A 17,307-nucleotide genomic window follows, 5' to 3' on the forward strand; every position below is an offset into this window, starting at 1 on the left:
GTTGATAGCACCAAAAAAACGCCAACCTTCGGGTTGGCGCTTTTGTATCTGTATAGCAAGCATTGGTTAAATCGCAGGTAATAAAAAAGGCTGGCATGATGCCAACCTTCTTTGAGTTGATACTCAGTACTGCTAGAAATAAACAGCTGTTATTCGAAACAGATCTCGATGAAAGCATTACCCCATTGAGATGAGAAAGGCATGATGATGATTGCCCCATCACACTTGTGACGAATCGTGTGGCCTTTACCTGAAACCACGATTGGCGTTGCCATATCGAAGTCAAAGCCGCTTTCTGCAAGAATACGTTTTGCACCGCCAGTCACCATGTTAGTGATTTCACCCACCATATCGGTCACTTCTTCGTTGAGGCCGTTTGGTCGTTCACCGAGCATGTTTTCCATGATTTCGAGAGCGAGACCTTCATCAAAGGTGATCGACATAGAGCCACGAGATTGTGTACCCACCATGCCAATTAGGCCGGATACATCACCACGAGCGATTTCATCTTTCTTAACTCTCGGTTTTTGTGGCTTCAATTCTAGAGAAGCCATCGTTTTTAATACGTTCATCAAAGAAGCTAAAAACGGGTTTACAAATTCAGCGCGCATAATGTTCTTCTATAATCTTATTCTTTCATCTCGGAGGAGCAAGATTGGCAAATGCCATGCGATTCAATGACATGATTCGTCAATTGAAAGCCATGCTTCTCAGCGTTACTGGCGAGTAGGGTGACAAGCGCATCGTCCTGCAGTTCTATCACAGTGCCACATTTATCGCAGATCAGTAGTTGGGAGAAATGTTTGTTGGCATTGCAAGAGCAGCAGCATATGAAGCTATTGGTTGACTCAACTCTGTGAATGAAACCTTGCTCCAACAAGAAATCCAAAGCGCGATATACTGTAGGTGGCTTGGCTTGCGGTTCACTGACCTTGAGTTGCTCTAACAATTCATAAGCACTGGAGGCTTTTTTGTTAGAGAGGATGAGTTCAAACACACGCTTTCTCTGCGGGGTGAGTCTCACGCCTCGCGATGCGCATATGCCTTCAACTTGCTCTATTAATGTGTGATCCAAATTTTTCACCATTCAATCGGATATCCCTATTCAAACGCTATGTCTTAGAGACTTGGTCTTGGGAACCGTTGATTCTATTAAAGTCAGTACTGGGCGTATTGTGACCCACGACTTTGAATAAGACAAGGTAACTCAAAATGACAGTGTGACTCAAGGCATAACTAAATAGATAACTATCAATTAGAGTTTGAGTGAATGGGTTTAAGCAGAAAGTGTGAGGTAACGTTGATAGAGCACGTTGTTAGAACACTAACCGCGCATAGCGATAAACAAAGCCTTGTTGGGGCCTTCGAGCGTTTTGTTGTAGGGAATAAAGAGTAAAAGCGTTTCTGTTCTCCTGAGCTAAATGGCTTGTGAGCTTTGAAGTTCACCTGTTGATAATGTAACTGAATATTATTGCTGTCCCATTTAAGTTCAAGTTGTGTTAGATTTTATCGGTTTATATTATTGCTTTATAAGGGAATTTTCTGGTATGCATTGTCATGGATGTAGCGCTGAACGGTATTTTAAAGATCAATATTGTCCACATTGTGGGCATCACCATCAAGAAAGCATGAAAATCCTTCAGTGTGATGAGGTGAACAGTGATTTCGTTAATCTAAAGGAAGACTTGCCTAGCTCTGAGGTGTTTACAGGGTTTGTGGTTGATACGCTTAGATATAAGCGGGAAAAACGAACTCAGAAAGAAATCACTGAAATAGGCTTGTGGTGGATAACATTAGACAATGGTGTCGAGCAGAAACAGGTCAGCATTTACTCAGAAGATGCAATACATGACAACATCAACCGAGGTGATGTCATTACGGTATTTCGCTCTAGTGCTTGGGTTAGTACATACGACGTACAAAAAGGTAGTGCACAGACGGAAGTGACTAATGATCACCTTGCTCCAGCTCTTGTTGCGCACGGAGAGCAAGGGCAGCAGTACAGTGAATGCCCATACAGCCCCCCTTCGCCTAAAGTCGGTTTTGTTGAATCGATGATTGATGGCTTATTTGGCAGTGCCGTTCTTGTCGGGATTGGTTGGGGAGTGGCGACCTATTTTGACTTTTCGGTGATGTGGCAAGTTTGGGCTGCTATTGCCGCTCTTATTTGTTTTTATCATGCTTTTTCTAGTGTGCGTCACGATGCGAAACGCCATCAGAGTGAGATGTCATTTTATCGTCATGAGGTTGATTATTTTGATCGAATTTTGCAATGTGACCGAGTTCAGCTGAACGCCACCAATTTACGACGTCCTCATCATCCTGACGATCATTTCTGTGACCAATGTCAGTCCCGCCACAACGCGGGTCTCATTTACTGTCCACAATGTGGTAGCGCCACCAGAGTGGAGCATATCGAAGCAAGTGACTCTTCCAATCTCAGTTTAGAAGCCCCCCTCTCTGAACATGTTGTGATAACACCGAAAGCATCGCCTTCTGGTCAGGTAAAAGATCTAGTGGAACAACATGTCTCACCTCACTTAGTTGTTGAGAATCAAGACTATACTCATGAGTTTGGTGTCGGCCCTAAAAAACAAGGTCAACTAAAAGGTGATTACTACATTGGTATCGTTGTGGTTCGTGAGCTTGAATCGAATGTAAAAGAGTGGGTCGATCGACAGTATGAGACAACAACGTATACCAATGCGTATGGGAAAAGCTACAAAGAAAGTCGGCTTGTATCTGAAACACAACATCGCCGTTCAGAGATCAATGGTTTCCTGCTTTTAAGAAATTCAGATGGTGAGGAGTTCCCTTACGTACCGACTCAAAACCAATTGAGTGAAACCGATGTGGGTGACGTTGTGCTAATAGGGATAACTCAAGTCGACCTTGGAAAGGAGCAAAAAGAATTCCAACAGCTTTATTACAATCTAACTAAAGATCGCATTTGGGATAACGAATGTATTAGTCGTTACTCTCGTACTGGTATTACGGCAGGTCTATCCATTTGGTCATTATTAGCTGCTGGTGGAATTGCATTAAGCAGTTTGCCAGGGGCTGTTGTCGCAGCTCCTGTGGTATTTAGTTTGTTCCTATGGGGACGAGGGTATGAAGCGCAAAAAGCCAACCAAGAGCAGCGTCAAAGGTTTGTTGATAATGTGAAAAATGTCCGCTTCAAAGCCATCGAGCAGAAAGACCAGTGGCTTGGTTGGCTAAGTTAGTTAATTAGTTTAGTTAGTTCTCACTTCCATTCAGACGCATAAAGAGAAGCCTTGTCTTCTCTTTATGCGTCGATATCTTTCTTTCACTCGGTCTCTTGGATTCCTGCAATGACATGCAATGTTCTGAAAACATGCAGAGCCCTTAGCACCGATGCATTTATATTTAATTAAGGAGCGATATACCATGCTTCGCTTGTCTCAAATTAGTCACGGAGCGATAGTCGTTAGCCTTATTGCTCTTATTCAGGGATGTTCATCTACCGATAAAGTGACATCAGCACAATCGCAACCAACCTTGGAGCGAGGGCTTGGATTACCTGCAGATGCAAAACTAATCTCGAATCATAACTCGGCAGAGGGGCGAGAAATGTTTCGTGATATGCAGTTGGCGTTAAAATCGCGCAATCTTTATCAAACCATGGGAGGGGATATCTCTTACATCAAAGGACAGTGCCCTATTGATGTTATCGCCCACCGTGGCAGCTCTAATTATGCTGAAAACTCTCGTAATGCGATTCAAATGGCGGCGGTAAGTGGTTTTGATGGAGCAGAAATTGATGTGATGCTGACGCGTGATAAAGATTGGGTTGTACATCACGACATAGAAACAGGAAGAGCAACCGCTCGTAGCGATGGTAAGCGATATCGCGTGAGTCGTATGAAGAGTAGTGAGTGGAACTCTCTGAGTGGAAGGAGCCCTGACGGAACATTAGATGGGTATCGTCCCGCTTATTTCAATGAAGCCGTGAATGATTGGTACCATTACGCAACGATTGAACAACCCCTTAATATTGAAATAAAAACATCAGATGGCTCCATGGAAGATTTGTTTAAACTCGACGAAATGGCCAGACAAAGTCTCCCCTATAGAAACTATTTTTATTCATCAATGGATATGGACGTTCTGAAAAAAATGCGGGAAATCAATCCAAGTGTTTATCTTGGGTATGTGTGGGAAGCGCATTCAACGTCGGTTGCTAAATTTAAAAAAGATGCAAAGCGAGGGATGAAATCTGATGATTATTATCAGGAAAATAAAAAGAATATCGATCGCGCCTTTGCTATGGAGGGGCGTTATCGTAAGCATAAGCCCAAACATTCCGCTAAAACGGTAAAACGAATACTTGGTCCCAATAGTGGATTACATGTTGATATAAGAAGTTACCGACAATACGCGACAATTTATAGCCGTGCGAAAGCGCAAGGCATGAAGGTGGTGACTTATACGATTAACGGAACGGATTACCACCAAGAGCAATTGGTCTCGTTAGCTAAGGCAGGTCGACCTCTGCCAGATGAGGCGATCATGGATACCAGTAAGTTCTCTATTTGTCAGCAGCTTGCTCCACAGCTTGTCGTTCAATCAAATGGCTACCAACCCACAACGTTAGCAGGCGAAACCGTTGCTGGCCTACCCAATGACGCTGATTTTCACCGACTCTATGAACAAATTGATTACCTCAAAGATGGCCATTACATCACTAACCTAGGTCTCATTAGGAGTGTGTCATATTCCAAGCCTGCTAGCGTGGAAGGTGTGAAAAAAAGAACGCAAACAACGCAAAGCACGAAGCCAGCAGTGCTGTTTGAAATTCAAGATGAAGATTTAAATTTAAGTAACGATGCGATCAGCATTTCGATGCCGACAGAAAAATGATGTTTGAAGAGAACAGGGATAGACAAATTATGGAAGCGTTAAGATGAAACCAGTTCCTAGCCAGGACGTAATAACCACAAAGAATAAGAGGCCGAAATGGTTGGCTGTTTTGTTGTTTTGTTGTTCACTAGTTTATCTTTTTCCTGAAGTCGCTTTCAACGCCAAGTTGGTTGAAATTGCGGGTGGAATCGATGTCAGTGATGCTCAATTACATAAAACGGAGCTATTTGGCCGAACCATCTCAGGGATCGGGGTGACTTTAATTGTTGCGGATTTTCTACTTAAAGGATGGCTTACCACGACGAAGTTTCGCGCTATTTCATCGTTGGTCGTGATTACAGCTTTGGTTTGGCCAACGGTTTTTTTTGGTCAAAAGGCGGTCATAGATAAATGGTTGATTGAACCGAGTAGTGCAAAGCAGAGACAGGAGGCTTTCTTTTCCTCTGTACTGCGATCAAGTTTAGCGATGAATGCGATTAATATCGAAGGGATCCCTTATAACTCAGAGGCGAGTACCGAGTCGTCAGAGATGACTTTTCTCGCTTTGATCGGTGGGTTGGTTTACAGCAATGATGCATTCTTAAGCCATATTGATGATAAGAAAGTTCAAATTTTGGATCGTTATATTCAAAATCGAGCAAACGCCAATTTCGATGAGCACTATGCGAACTATAAAGTATTACGGAGTGAAGTTCAGCAATCGTGGCATCAATATCAAGAACATGTTGGGACGTATAATCAGGCGGTAGAGTCTCGCCATCAAAAGGCCAATCAAGCGTGGGAAGAGGTCGAGTCGACCGTCGCGACGGGGTATCGTGATTATCAACAGGCGAGTAAGGCCTATTTAACGAGAGCAGAGGCGAGAGCACAAAGAGTTGCACAACCTATTTTTGACCTATTTGATGATAAAGAACGCTGTTATAAACGCAAAGGAAGCTCAAGAGCCAATTGTATCAGCCGCATTGAAGACCGCTATGAACGCTTATTAAAAGATAACTCGATTCCCCACCAACCGATGGATTATTGGTTAGAGAAAACCTTTCGACGAACGAAAGGTGAAACATCTTGGGGGGAAGCATTCGGTTCTCTAGGCTTATCAGTTATCCAAGCCGGTATTGAGCAGGCGACAGGGCAAGCTGGAGAAGCCATTCAAGATAAAACGTATACCAATAGTGTCGCTCATTACACACCTCGAATACTGGCAGTGTGGCAAAAACAGTTCTTAAAAGAGACCGGTTATCCTATGGGAATCGACTCTATGTCGGCGTTTCGCTCCCACTCTACAACAGCAAGTAAGGTTCGTACTCAAGTTCATCGAAAGGGGATCCATTTAGACTCCAATTGGCAAATAAACCAAATTAGCGTGTTTAAAAATGCAGTCAGAAACAAAGTTATGAAGGACACCAAAGCTCGTTGGCATGCCGAAGCAAAGCAGCGGGGTTACGACATTGAACCGAACTTATCTTGGAATTATTTTCAAAAAGTAGCCGAAGTTCAGCAACAAATAAAGAATCGTATGGGCGAACGTTATTACGTCGAGCCCATGATGGCGACGTGGAATAATAAGCAATTTTACCAACAGGTTATTGTTCCAAATGTGAGGCGTGAGAGAGATTATTGGCTAGGTTATATTGAGGCGTCACGCGCTCAGTTTGCTGATGATGGCCCTTATGCTGAACAAGGCAAAGCGGCATTGCGTTCTATCATTGTGCCGCCAATATCAATGGGACTATCGCTATTTCTCGTTGTCCTAACGGTGTTTAAGCTGCCAGGAAAATTTATCCTGTTGATGAATTACCATAAACCACGGCCAGCACCGAACTTGAAGAGCAAGGCTCTGAATATAGGCAGCTCGTTTATCGTCATATTCGTTATTCTTGTTGTGCCTGTGAATGTATTTTCATCCAAGTACACTCAAACGGACTCAACGATTGGCTTTTTCTTAGAGCAAGTCAGTGACACACTATCTCCGTCGGCTTCTTATGCCGTTCGTTGGGTGATACATACTCAACCGTTGATTCATCCACTTGGCGCTCAAATAGACAAAAGTATGCGTATTACTGATGGGTTTTCTGCCTCTTTGGAGCATTCGGTAGCGGAGTTGGATGGTGTTTTTGCTCGTTATTTAACTCAGCGTGCTGAGAGCGAACCGGTGAGTTCAGCTAAAAACAATAATGAAGCCCAAACGGAGTTTCCTATGTACATCAATTCAAATGCACAGAACCAACCGGGTTTTAAGGTTCGAATAATGAATATTAAGCCTAGGTACCAAGCCGGTATGCGATTGCCAGAGGGTAATTATGATGTTGAGGTCCGTGCCAATGGATACCAACCAAAGCGTTTATGGGTAAAGCACAGTAAAGGAAAAGCCTCTCACCGAATCGAACTTGAAAAGTTGGTTATTTAAGTCCGCGTCATAGAAAGTGAACAGAAGAAAATGATCTGCTCCTTCCACTAAAAAGGGTTTAGCGTTACTTGGCGCGGGAGCTGCTTTGGTAGCTGCTCACCCTGAACTTATCACCGCTAGCGTATCGGCAGACGGTGTTCAATTCGGTGGCATTATTGGCGCAAGTGCTCCAATAGTATTTGGCCTATGGGAAACCCTACGCAATGAGTTCAAGTAATGGCTGAGTATCAAACACTAATAATCGCTGTGGTCAGTGCCTTATCTAGCGGTGTAGGTGTAGGTATCACACTCAAAACAGATGTGAAGTGGCTGCGCCTGATGATGGAAAAGATGGATGAGAGATTAATTCGGCTTGAAAGAACAAAATAAAGTTTGAACTTCAACATGATTACAAGCATGAAAAAGCGACCTTATTATAGGTCGCTTATCTGAGAAGTTAGTTAAGCTTATGAATTTAGCAGTTTTTTCTTCAAACTGTTCTCATATTGCTTCAAAGAGTAGATAAACATATTAGGTTGTTCTTTTGAGCGGATCATCCCCGCTTTTATATAGAACTCTTCTCGCCCTTCTCTGGCATGAAGAAATAATGCGTATACACCTACATCTCTTGAGGAAAGGAATGCTTGACGGATTGCTCGACCAAGAAGCCACTTGCCTAGACCCTGCCCTTGAACAGACTTACATACTGCTATTTTACTTAGCAGTATGCAAGGAACTGAACTATAGGGGAATTTACGTCTTTCTTTGTTTGATATGTGTTTCTTTTCAAACGAACTGCTAGCTAAAGTGAAATAACCGACAACTCTTTTCGGTTGTCCTTCTTCACCTTGTGTGACACATAGGTGTGGGATTGAAACCCTTCGTTCGTGTTCTTTAGCTAAGTTCTTCGTTAAATATTCATTTAACGAACACACACCACAATCAAATTGCGTAAAATCATACGTTGCTTCAGGATCAAAGCGTTCGACTTCTAATTTTTGATCTTTACCGTCCAAGTTTCCTCCAATGACATTCCGATAATTTCTTGCATCAGCTCTGTAGGGTCTGCAGGATTTTCTAACGCTTCCATGACAGAATCCCATTGCTTTGCTTGTATTTGTAACCTTTTTCTCTCGCTAATAACTTCTTGAGCTCTAGCTACTGTTGTTTCTGATACAAATTTACTAACTGTAGTATTTGAAAGTAGCGCTGCTTCTTCTAAAGCGCTTTTTTCACTTTCAGATAGGCGAAATTCAACTCTCTCTTTTTTTAATGCACTCATCTTTTACTCCTTGCGCCTTAACGCGCAGCGGAAACTCCAACTATATGTATATACCTAAATGGAATATTATCTATTTGGTTAACTATTTTATGAATAAAATTTTGTACGGTCACTCTCCGTACAAAATGGATTCTCGTCTGCATAGGATAAAAAGTCAACTAATTTGTACGTTATTTTACCGTAAGATAACAAAGTGAAATCAACCTTACTTTAGATGTTTTGTATGTAATTTATGCGGAAACAGCTGAGTGTAAACCTGCCATAAAATGTTCAAGTTCCTATGCCCAGTAACTTGAGCGACTTCCTCAATTGAGTAGCCCTTTTCAAACAAACGGCTTGCTCCTTCTCTTCGCAAGTCGTGATACCTCAAATCCTCAATACCTAATTCGTTCCTTACACGCTGAAAAGCCTGCGCTAACACTTCGTGAGTTATACGGGAAAATAAGCTCACCTTTATTTGGTTGCTTTAGTGCGATCTCAAATGATTCACCAAGCAACGGCACTATCATGTGATTGCCTTCTTTCTTCCTTGGGTCTTTTCTGTCTCTGACGAGTATCGTTTTATGTTCTTGGTTGAGGTCTTCCCAACGCAGCTTGCAGACTTCACCTATTCGCATACAAGTGAGAATGCTGAACTCAAGAATATCGGTGAATGGAATTCGAGTTGTGCCGTTTGGCCTAAAAGACTCGCGTTGCTCTAATCCAAGCTTTAAGAGTTTCAGTTCTTCAGAAGTTGGGCGACGTGTTCGTTTCTGACTCTTACCGACTAACCCCATATCAATCAGAACAGGGACGGCTTCATCAAATATCTGGTGATTGGTGTCGATGTTGAAGACAGGCTTAGACTTTTTCATTACAGAACGTAGGTAAGCAATATCATGATAAATCGTTGCGGGTTTGGCTCCTGCGCCTCTTCTATTTTTACAGTGCTCGATTAAGTCGCTAGTTCGTAGTTGATTACTCTCAACTTGGGCGATGTCGCAATCCCTAAGCATTTTAATAACGTAGCGTTTTGTTCGGCCTGTATTGTCCCAGAGATCTCGTTCTGCCATGAACAAATCGAGGAGTACCGAAAGGGGGACTGTTTTTGGCTGATTGAGTACCCCTTGAGCCTCTAGTTCAGCTACCCTTTTTTTACCGAAAGCTTTAGCGAGTGCTTTCTTTTTTAGAGTTTTGCTTTCCCTGTGTATAATGCGCGAATTCTTTTTAACGATGATTGTTACCTTGAACCTTGGTTCACCGCTTTTTAGCTTTCTGGTCTCGATGGTATAACTTGCCATTGTCCAACTCCTAAAGGGGTACTTGAGGGGTACTACAGGAAGTAATTCCGTTTAATTCTAGGTAATTCACTGTATGTTTGTACAGTATTAATTGAGACTGAATCATGACAAACACTAATAAAACCAGTAAATACGCTAGTAACCGACTTTCTGTTGCACCCATGCTCGATTGGACTGACCGCCACTGTCGTTACTTTCACCGTTTGCTTTCTCAGCAGACTCTTCTGTACACGGAAATGGTAACAACGGGCGCGATCTTACATGGTAAGGGCGACTTCCTAGAATATAACGAGCAAGAACATCCTCTTGCACTTCAACTCGGTGGTTCAAACCCGGTTGATCTTGCTGCTTGTGCCAAGCTTGCTGGTGAGCGCGGTTACGATGAAGTAAATCTTAACGTAGGTTGTCCTTCAGACCGAGTTCAGAATGGTCGATTTGGTGCATGCTTGATGGCTGAGCCCGAGTTGGTGGCAGATTGTGTTTCAGCGATGAAAGAAGTCACTGATATTCCAATTACCGTGAAAACGCGTATCGGTATCGATGACCAAGACTCTTATGAGTTTCTAACTAAGTTTGTTTCGACGGTTTCTGAAAAAGGTGGCTGTGAGCAATTTACTATTCACGCGCGTAAAGCGTGGTTGAGTGGCCTTAGCCCGAAAGAGAACCGTGAGATCCCACCGCTAGATTACGATCGTGCATACCAAATCAAGAAAGATTTCTCTGATCTGGTGATTGCCGTGAATGGTGGCATTACGACTCTTGAGCAAACTAAGGAGCACTTGCAACACCTTGATGGTGTGATGATTGGTCGTGAGGCTTACCATAGCCCATTTATTTTGGCTGAAGTTGATCAACAGATCTTTGGTTTAGACACACTAATTAAGAAGCGCTCACAGGTTGTCGAAGAGATGTACCCGTACATCGAGCGTGAACTTTCAAATGGTGCAAGCTTAGGTCACATCTCTCGTCACATGCTTGGTTTGTTTCAAAGCATGCCTGGTGCAAGACAATGGCGTCGCTACATCAGTGAAAACGCACATAAGAAAGGTGCAGGTATTGAAGTGATGCAAACAGCATTGGCTAAGATCCCTAAAGAGCTAAATGTTTAAGCTCCCTCTAAGTTAAAAACTTAAGGTTAAATTCGCCACTAGAGGTTAAATTTACCACTATAAGTTTCCGAAAAGCCACGCATGAAGATGTGTGGCTTTTTATTTATCTGATAAATAAGGATTTTATAGGGTTGGCATACTTGGTATGGAAGCTGCAATGTTAGAAAGTAGGAAAGATAGGTCATTAACTCATTAGGGAGACCATTATGTTTGAATTAATCTTTGTTCTTATTTTCGTTGCGACTCTACTTGTCACTGGTATTACGTTTATGACGGTATTGGCTGCAACCGGAGTGGCGTTATTAGTCATGTTGGTCTTAGGTATGATGGGGGCCGTGTTTAAGTTACTGCCTTGGTTGATCGTGATTGCAATCGGTGTGTGGTTTTTCAAAAACTTTGTACACAGTTCTAACCAAAGACGTTACTAAGGTCATGGTGTCGTCAAATCTTTGATCGTCAGCGGTTTATCATTTGAGAATTTAAGATGTGTGATAGAATTTTCCCCAATAATCTATGAATGTGCATACAATTAGCACAACGATATGGAATTGGAGCTATCTCAAATGAATAAAATGCCATTAATTGCTTTAGTGGGAATGCTATCTTTAAGCTCGGCAGTGTCTGCTGAAGAAGAGTTTTCTTACACGGCTAAAGTCGGTGCCGATATGTGGTGGGGAAGTACAAAGCTAAACGAAGTTAGACAAGATGATGACTCTAACTCACCTTCGTTGTATTTCGCATTTGAGCATAATGCCCCGATGCTACCAAACGCTAGCTTTCGCTATATTTCTGTTGATGCAGATTCATTGGCTTTCGATAAGTACGATTACACCTTCTATTACACGTTGTTAGATCACAAGCTGATGAACTTCGATGCGGGTGTGACGTTTACTCAGTATTCAAACTCGAATTATATCGAACCGAAAACGGGTGGTACTCAAACAAGCTTTGATGAATTCACTTGGAGCTTCTACGGCAACGCAGAGATCAACGTTCCTGACACCAATTTCGATATCATCGGTACGATGGAGTTCGGTGATAGCAGTGGTATTAAGAGCACGGATTTGATGGCGGGTGTTCAGTACCGAATCCCTGTATCAGAATCTGAAATTGCCCTGCGTGGTGGTTACCGTGTTATCGATTTAGATTCGGATGAGTTCTTTAGCTCAGAACTAGGCAAGAGCTTTGTCATGGTCGATGGTTGGTTTGCTGGTGCTGAAGTGCGCTTCTAGGCCATATAAAGCAAATTTAGAACGAATTTTAAGAACGCCACTTTATTAAGTGGCGTTTTTTTATATCTATTGGTTACTTGAGTATATATCTTTCTGGAATTAGTTAGCACATTCATCACTTTCGACCATCCTTAATACAGAGAGCCAATTTGCGTCTATTCTTATAAGGTCTATGTAGTGAGGTCAAAGCAAGGGATGGAATATGACACTCAATGAATTGAGAAATTTATATAGAGAAAACCTGTTAGTTGAAGCCATCATAGAGCCCTCAATTCAAGAAGGGTCTTGGGTTGTGGAGTTTCGTCATATGGGTGGTGGCTTCGTTCTGCTTACTGATGTTCATGGTGAAGAATGTCATTACGCGGATTTAGACTTGGCATCTAAGTCGGCAATGGCGGTTGGCTTTCAGCAAGTACGCATTGAAAACCAGTAAGACAATTTACGTTTCAATCGGTTTTTACTTCCAAAAAGTTATAAAACATACTTTTCTATTCTTTCTTGTTATTAAAAGGAGTGGTTAATCTATCGTCACGCAATGATTAGGGATGTCGTGACCATGTCTTTAAATAAGAAAGAGTCTTCACAAAATAATAATGCACAGTCTGGGGCTAATGAGTTACCTGGGCTAGCAGCACCACTTAATGACCAACAATTGGGTCATCTTCAGCAAACTGTTTCTGAACTGTCTTCACAACAACTGGCATGGGTCAGTGGTTACCTTTGGGGAGTGAGCCAAGCTCAGCCTGTCGGTGCTGCTGCGCCAATCGCTCAAGCGGCCGCTGCAGTAGCGGCTAAGCCAGCGGGTAAGCTCAGCATTATCTTCGCTTCTCAAACCGGTAATGCGAAAGGCGTCGCTGAATCGCTAGAGGAAGAAGCAAAAGCCTTAGGTATTGCTGTCGAGCTTTTCGATGCAAGTGATTATAAAGGTAAGAACCTAGCCAAAGAGACACACGTCATTTTTGTGGCTTCAACCAATGGTGAGGGCGAAGCCCCTGATAACGCTATTGAGTTGCATGAATTCCTACAATCGAAGAAAGCGCCAAAATTATCAAACCTACAATACGGTGTGATTGGTTTAGGTGACTCAAGCTATGAGTTCTTCTGCCAAACGGCTAAAGACTTCGATAACTTCCTCGCTAAGCTTGGTGCTAAATCGTTTGTCGACCGTCTTGATTGTGATGTTGATTACGAAGAATCAGCAACGGAATGGCGCGCTAAAGCATTAGAGCAAGTAAAAGAGACGCTATCGACAGGCACTGAAGCCGATGTGGTTCAATTACCAGTCGGTCAAGCGGCCGCCGGTCATTCGCAATACACCAAACAAAACCCATACACCGCGACACTATTGACGAGCCAAAAGATCACCGGTCGTGATTCGGGCAAAGATGTTCGTCATATCGAGATTGATCTTGATGAGTCGGGCATTACCTACCAACCCGGCGATGCGCTAGGCGTATGGTATGAAAACAGTTCAGAACTCGCAAATCAGATTCTTTCTAAGGTTGGGTTATCGGGTATCGAAAGTGTCGATGTCGATGGTGAGAATCTATCTATCCATAGTGCGCTAGTGAGTAAATTTGAGATTACCACTTCAAACCCTCAACTTGTGACTAAGTTTGCTGAGTTATCGGGCAGCAAGAAGTTAATCAAGCTGGTGGAAGATAAAGACAAGCTTCGTGAATACGCGGGTAATACTCAAGTTGTCGATGTTTTAGCTGAGAAGAAAACTAAGCTATCGGCTGATGAGTTAATTGGCCTGTTACGTAAGCTGACACCGCGTCTCTATTCTATTGCATCAAGCCAAGCAGAAGTAGATGAAGAAGTTCACTTGACGGTTGGTTTGGTTGAATACCAAAAAGGCGAAGAGTCTCGTTTAGGCGGAGCTTCTAGCTTCTTAGCTCAACGTCTTGAAGAGGGTGGTGAAGTGAAGGTGTTTGTTGAGAACAACAATAACTTCAAATTACCACAAGACGACAATACACCAATCATCATGGTCGGCCCGGGTACCGGTATCGCACCGTTCCGCAGTTTTGTTCAAGAGCGTGAAAACAATGATGCTGAAGGAAAAAGCTGGTTGTTCTTTGGTGACCGTACCTTTACTCAAGATTTCTTATACCAAGTTGAATGGCAAAAGTACCTCAAGTCTGGCGCGCTAACTAAGCTCGATGTTGCCTTTAGCCGTGACCAAAAAGAAAAGGTTTATGTTCAGGACCGTTTAATCGAACAAGCAGAGCAGGTGTGGCAATGGCTGCAAGAGGGCGCGTACCTCTATGTCTGTGGCGATGCGACTCGAATGGCTAAAGATGTTCATGAAGCGTTAGTTTCGATAGCGGAAAAGCATGGCAACCAGAGCCGCGAGCAAGCTGAACAATATATTAATGATTTACGTAAAGCGAAACGTTACCAAAGGGATGTGTACTAATGAGCAAGCAAGTAATAGAGCAAGAAGTGCTAGGTCAAGTACTTGGACCTTTGGCTGACAATGAGCGTCTTAAGCGTGAAAGTAATAACCTACGCGGTACGATTGAACAAGATCTCCAAGACCGCATAACAGGTGGCTTTACTGCTGATAACTTTCAGTTGATTCGTTTCCACGGTATGTATCAACAAGACGACCGTGATATTCGTAACGAACGTACCAAACAAAAGCTCGAACCGTTACATAACGTCATGCTTCGTGCTCGTATGCCTGGTGGCATCATTACCCCTAAGCAGTGGTTGGCGATTGATAAGTTCGCAGACGAAAGTACCTCTTACGGTTCAATTCGTCTAACAACTCGTCAAACGTTTCAGTTCCACGGTGTCTTGAAGCCGAACATTAAGTTGATGCACCAAACGCTAAATAGCATTGGCATTGATTCAATTGCGACAGCGGGTGATGTAAATCGAAATGTTCTATGTACGACAAACCCGGTTGAATCTGAACTTCATCAAGAAGCTTACGAGTGGGCGAAAAAGATCAGTGAACATCTATTACCGAAGACTCGTGCTTATGCAGAAATCTGGTTAGATGGTGAAAAACTAGAAACAACGGATGAAGAACCTATCCTTGGTAGCAACTACCTACCGCGTAAGTTCAAGACGACGGTTGTCATTCCTCCGCAAAATGATGTGGACGTCCATGCTAACGATCTTAACTTTGTTGCTATTGCTGAAGACGGAAAGCTGGTGGGCTTTAATGTGTTAGTCGGTGGCGGTCTTGCTATGACACATGGTGATACCTCTACTTATGCACGTAAAGCTGACGACTTTGGTTTTGTGCCATTAGATAAAACGTTAGATGTAGCAGCGGCGGTGGTAACGACTCAGCGTGACTGGGGTAACCGTTCAAACCGTAAGAATGCAAAAACCAAATACACACTAGACCGTGTTGGTATTGATGTATTCAAAGCAGAAGTAGAAAAGCGTGCAGGCGTAGAATTTTCTGAAAGCCGTCCTTATGAGTTTACTGGCCGTGGTGATCGCATTGGTTGGGCGGAAGGCATTGATGGTAAGCACCACTTGGCGTTATTCATCGAGAATGGTCGTTTACTTGATTTTCCGGGTAAAGCTCTGAAAACAGGTGTTGCTGAAATAGCGAAGATCCACAAAGGTGACTTCCGCATGACTGCAAACCAAAACCTAATTGTTGCGGGTGTGTCGACGAGTCAAAAGGCCAAGATTGAAAAACTGGCGCGTCAATATGGCTTGATGGATGATGCTGTTTCAGAGCAACGTAAAAACTCAATGGCGTGTGTGGCTTTCCCAACATGTCCTTTAGCAATGGCAGAAGCTGAGCGCTTTCTTCCTGAGTTTGTAACGGATGTTGAAGACATTCTGAAAAAACATGGATTACCAGAAGAAGATAACATCATCCTTCGAATCACAGGTTGTCCAAACGGTTGTGGTCGTGCAATGTTGGCTGAGCTTGGTTTAGTCGGCAAGGCTCCGGGGCGTTACAACATGCACTTAGGTGGCAACAAAGCCGGAACTCGTATCCCTAAGATGTATAAAGAGAACATCACTTCAGCTCAGATCTTAGAAGAGATTGATTCGCTGGTGGGACGTTGGGCTACGGAACGTAACGACAATGAAGGGTTCGGTGATTTTACAATCCGAGCTGGCATCATCGAAGAGGTGATAATTTCAAAGAGGGATCTGCATGCATAATTCTGTCGCTTCAAAACTGAAGTTAGCAGAGCTACTCGCATTGACTAAGACGGAGCAAATACTTCGTCTTGGACAAATCAACGCAGAGTTAGAGCAGCTAACCGCATTAGAAAGAGTTAAGTGGGCTTTAGATAATTTAGAAGGGACACATGTTGTGTCTTCTAGTTTCGGAATCCAAGCAGCATTGATGTTGCACCTAGTGACCCAAGCAAAACCAGATATTCCGGTTATTTTGACTGACACAGGGTATCTATTTCCGGAGACCTATCGCTTTATTGATGAGTTAAGTCAGAAGTTGACTCTAAACCTTCAAGTCTTTCGCGCCCAACAGAGCCCTAATTGGCAAGAAGCGCAATATGGAAAACTTTGGGATCAAGGTATAGAAGGGATAGAGAAGTACAACAAGCTTAATAAAGTTGAACCGATGAGAAGAGCGTTGGATGAGCTCGAGGCTGGGACATGGTTTTCCGGTTTAAGAAGAGAGCAATCTCAATCGCGTGCAAATTTGCCAATCTTATCTATCCAAAATGGTGTGTTTAAATTTTTGCCGGTAATCGATTGGACGAATAAAGATGTTCACTATTACCTAGAAGAGCATGGTCTCGGTTATCACCCGCTTCGAGAGCAGGGTTACCTTTCTGTTGGAGATACACATACAACTAAGAAGTGGGAACCGGGTATGACTGAAGAGGAAACTCGTTTTAATGGGTTGAAACGCGAATGTGGTCTCCATGAAGATGATGGAGAGCAATATGGTTCTGGGATTTAGACTCGTTGCCATTTAAAAAGCTGCCATGAGGCAGCTTTTTTGTTTTCTAGGATGAAAATCAGAGCAATTGTGGATAAGTCTGTGGTTATTTTGTAAGTACTCTGTAGTTAAACTTGCACAAATAAGACTTTGAGTGTTTATTCGCCATGTAATCGTTATTTTTGCATCTTTCTTTAATAAACACTTGCCAATGTGATGAACATCTCTATAATGCCGCCT

General features: G+C 43.0%; 17 protein-coding genes and 1 pseudogene. 12 read left to right on the plus strand and 6 right to left on the minus strand.

Annotation, left to right across the window (positions count from 1 at the left end):
- Nucleotides 1-149: 149 nt before the first annotated feature.
- Entirely contained in the window at nucleotides 150-611 is a 462-nt protein-coding gene (locus AB4517_RS13545) for a chemotaxis protein CheX (protein ID WP_017059940.1), read from the minus strand.
- A 17-nt stretch (nucleotides 612-628) separates the two neighbouring features.
- Entirely contained in the window at nucleotides 629-1,087 is a 459-nt protein-coding gene (gene zur, locus AB4517_RS13550; RefSeq protein ID WP_017059941.1) for a zinc uptake transcriptional repressor Zur, read from the minus strand.
- 541 nt (nucleotides 1,088-1,628) lie between these two features.
- Here zur and AB4517_RS13555 point away from each other — a divergent pair.
- The 5 genes from AB4517_RS13555 to AB4517_RS13575 all read left to right on the plus strand — a co-directional run bounded on the left by AB4517_RS13555 (nucleotide 1,629) and on the right by AB4517_RS13575 (nucleotide 7,657).
- Nucleotides 1,629-3,224, plus strand: a complete 1,596-nt coding sequence (locus AB4517_RS13555; RefSeq protein ID WP_136979323.1) for a hypothetical protein — start codon at nucleotides 1,629-1,631, stop codon at nucleotides 3,222-3,224.
- A 151-nt stretch (nucleotides 3,225-3,375) separates the two neighbouring features.
- Nucleotides 3,376-4,881: a glycerophosphodiester phosphodiesterase gene (locus tag AB4517_RS13560; RefSeq protein WP_372148484.1), complete on the plus strand. Its 1,506-nt coding sequence runs from the start codon at nucleotides 3,376-3,378 to the stop codon at nucleotides 4,879-4,881.
- Between the two features lie 43 nt (nucleotides 4,882-4,924).
- Nucleotides 4,925-7,288: a hypothetical protein gene (locus AB4517_RS13565; protein ID WP_372148485.1), complete on the plus strand. Its 2,364-nt coding sequence runs from the start codon at nucleotides 4,925-4,927 to the stop codon at nucleotides 7,286-7,288.
- 85 nt (nucleotides 7,289-7,373) lie between these two features.
- Nucleotides 7,374-7,505, plus strand: a complete 132-nt coding sequence (locus AB4517_RS13570) for a hypothetical protein (protein WP_372148486.1) — start codon at nucleotides 7,374-7,376, stop codon at nucleotides 7,503-7,505.
- Nucleotides 7,505-7,657, plus strand: a complete 153-nt coding sequence (locus AB4517_RS13575) for a hypothetical protein (RefSeq protein ID WP_372084223.1) — start codon at nucleotides 7,505-7,507, stop codon at nucleotides 7,655-7,657. The genes AB4517_RS13570 and AB4517_RS13575 overlap by 1 nt, the downstream gene beginning before the upstream one ends.
- Before the next feature lie 77 nt (nucleotides 7,658-7,734).
- On the opposite strand, the gene AB4517_RS13580 is transcribed toward AB4517_RS13575, so the two are convergent.
- The 3 genes and pseudogenes from AB4517_RS13580 to AB4517_RS13590 form a co-directional block, all read right to left on the minus strand.
- Complete coding sequence (locus AB4517_RS13580; RefSeq protein WP_170963322.1) at nucleotides 7,735-8,283, minus strand: GNAT family N-acetyltransferase; 549 nt, start codon at nucleotides 8,281-8,283, stop codon at nucleotides 7,735-7,737.
- Nucleotides 8,259-8,549 (minus strand): DUF1778 domain-containing protein, encoded by a 291-nt coding sequence (locus tag AB4517_RS13585; RefSeq protein ID WP_086050176.1) that lies wholly within the window; start codon nucleotides 8,547-8,549, stop codon nucleotides 8,259-8,261. Before AB4517_RS13585 ends, AB4517_RS13580 begins: the two co-directional genes overlap by 25 nt.
- A 205-nt stretch (nucleotides 8,550-8,754) precedes the next feature.
- Nucleotides 8,755-9,829, minus strand: a pseudogene (locus AB4517_RS13590) (tyrosine-type recombinase/integrase).
- A gap of 104 nt (nucleotides 9,830-9,933) precedes the next feature.
- Here AB4517_RS13590 and dusA point away from each other — a divergent pair.
- From dusA to AB4517_RS13625, 7 genes are all read left to right on the plus strand, one after another.
- Nucleotides 9,934-10,938, plus strand: a complete 1,005-nt coding sequence (dusA, locus tag AB4517_RS13595) for a tRNA dihydrouridine(20/20a) synthase DusA (RefSeq protein ID WP_372084221.1) — start codon at nucleotides 9,934-9,936, stop codon at nucleotides 10,936-10,938.
- A gap of 206 nt (nucleotides 10,939-11,144) precedes the next feature.
- Complete coding sequence (pspG, locus tag AB4517_RS13600; RefSeq protein WP_372052011.1) at nucleotides 11,145-11,366, plus strand: envelope stress response protein PspG; 222 nt, start codon at nucleotides 11,145-11,147, stop codon at nucleotides 11,364-11,366.
- A 135-nt stretch (nucleotides 11,367-11,501) separates the two neighbouring features.
- Nucleotides 11,502-12,170 carry a TIGR04219 family outer membrane beta-barrel protein gene (locus AB4517_RS13605; protein WP_372148487.1) on the plus strand — a complete coding sequence of 223 codons (669 nt, stop codon included), beginning with the start codon at nucleotides 11,502-11,504 and terminating at the stop codon, nucleotides 12,168-12,170.
- Nucleotides 12,171-12,372: 202 nt separating this feature from the next.
- Complete coding sequence (locus tag AB4517_RS13610) at nucleotides 12,373-12,603, plus strand: hypothetical protein (RefSeq protein WP_004735813.1); 231 nt, start codon at nucleotides 12,373-12,375, stop codon at nucleotides 12,601-12,603.
- A 123-nt stretch (nucleotides 12,604-12,726) separates the two neighbouring features.
- Nucleotides 12,727-14,592 carry an assimilatory sulfite reductase (NADPH) flavoprotein subunit gene (locus AB4517_RS13615; protein ID WP_372084217.1) on the plus strand — a complete coding sequence of 622 codons (1,866 nt, stop codon included), beginning with the start codon at nucleotides 12,727-12,729 and terminating at the stop codon, nucleotides 14,590-14,592.
- A complete protein-coding gene (gene cysI / locus AB4517_RS13620; RefSeq protein ID WP_017065747.1) occupies nucleotides 14,592-16,319 on the plus strand; it encodes an assimilatory sulfite reductase (NADPH) hemoprotein subunit in 1,728 nt (575 codons plus the stop codon). The genes AB4517_RS13615 and cysI overlap by 1 nt, the downstream gene beginning before the upstream one ends.
- Nucleotides 16,312-17,088 carry a phosphoadenylyl-sulfate reductase gene (locus AB4517_RS13625; RefSeq protein ID WP_017059954.1) on the plus strand — a complete coding sequence of 259 codons (777 nt, stop codon included), beginning with the start codon at nucleotides 16,312-16,314 and terminating at the stop codon, nucleotides 17,086-17,088. The genes cysI and AB4517_RS13625 overlap by 8 nt, the downstream gene beginning before the upstream one ends.
- 12 nt (nucleotides 17,089-17,100) lie before the next feature.
- Here the strand turns inward: AB4517_RS13625 and AB4517_RS13630 are convergent.
- Nucleotides 17,101-17,307 (minus strand): hypothetical protein (locus AB4517_RS13630; RefSeq protein WP_206361182.1); only part of this gene is annotated, 207 nt, incomplete at its 5' end.

The organism is Vibrio sp. 10N.222.52.C3, from assembly GCF_041474195.1.
Taxonomy (GTDB): Bacteria; Pseudomonadota; Gammaproteobacteria; order Enterobacterales; family Vibrionaceae; genus Vibrio; species Vibrio crassostreae_C.

What these genes read in the sequence shown, in the direction of transcription:
- AB4517_RS13565 (WP_372148485.1), top strand. Translation starts at nt 4,925, where the DNA reads ATGAAACCAGTTCCTAGCCAGGACGTAATAACCACAAAGAATAAGAGG.
- AB4517_RS13545 (WP_017059940.1), bottom strand. Translation starts at nt 611, where the DNA reads ATGCGCGCTGAATTTGTAAACCCGTTTTTAGCTTCTTTGATGAACGTA.
- AB4517_RS13625 (WP_017059954.1), top strand. Translation starts at nt 16,312, where the DNA reads ATGCATAATTCTGTCGCTTCAAAACTGAAGTTAGCAGAGCTACTCGCA.
- AB4517_RS13555 (WP_136979323.1), top strand. Translation starts at nt 1,629, where the DNA reads ATGAAAATCCTTCAGTGTGATGAGGTGAACAGTGATTTCGTTAATCTA.
- dusA (WP_372084221.1), top strand. Translation starts at nt 9,934, where the DNA reads ATGACAAACACTAATAAAACCAGTAAATACGCTAGTAACCGACTTTCT.
- AB4517_RS13610 (WP_004735813.1), top strand. Translation starts at nt 12,373, where the DNA reads ATGACACTCAATGAATTGAGAAATTTATATAGAGAAAACCTGTTAGTT.
- AB4517_RS13575 (WP_372084223.1), top strand. Translation starts at nt 7,505, where the DNA reads ATGGCTGAGTATCAAACACTAATAATCGCTGTGGTCAGTGCCTTATCT.
- AB4517_RS13605 (WP_372148487.1), top strand. Translation starts at nt 11,502, where the DNA reads ATGAATAAAATGCCATTAATTGCTTTAGTGGGAATGCTATCTTTAAGC.
- pspG (WP_372052011.1), top strand. Translation starts at nt 11,145, where the DNA reads ATGTTTGAATTAATCTTTGTTCTTATTTTCGTTGCGACTCTACTTGTC.
- cysI (WP_017065747.1), top strand. Translation starts at nt 14,592, where the DNA reads ATGAGCAAGCAAGTAATAGAGCAAGAAGTGCTAGGTCAAGTACTTGGA.
- AB4517_RS13560 (WP_372148484.1), top strand. Translation starts at nt 3,376, where the DNA reads ATGCATTTATATTTAATTAAGGAGCGATATACCATGCTTCGCTTGTCT.
- zur (WP_017059941.1), bottom strand. Translation starts at nt 1,087, where the DNA reads ATGGTGAAAAATTTGGATCACACATTAATAGAGCAAGTTGAAGGCATA.
- AB4517_RS13615 (WP_372084217.1), top strand. Translation starts at nt 12,727, where the DNA reads ATGTCTTTAAATAAGAAAGAGTCTTCACAAAATAATAATGCACAGTCT.
- AB4517_RS13585 (WP_086050176.1), bottom strand. Translation starts at nt 8,549, where the DNA reads ATGAGTGCATTAAAAAAAGAGAGAGTTGAATTTCGCCTATCTGAAAGT.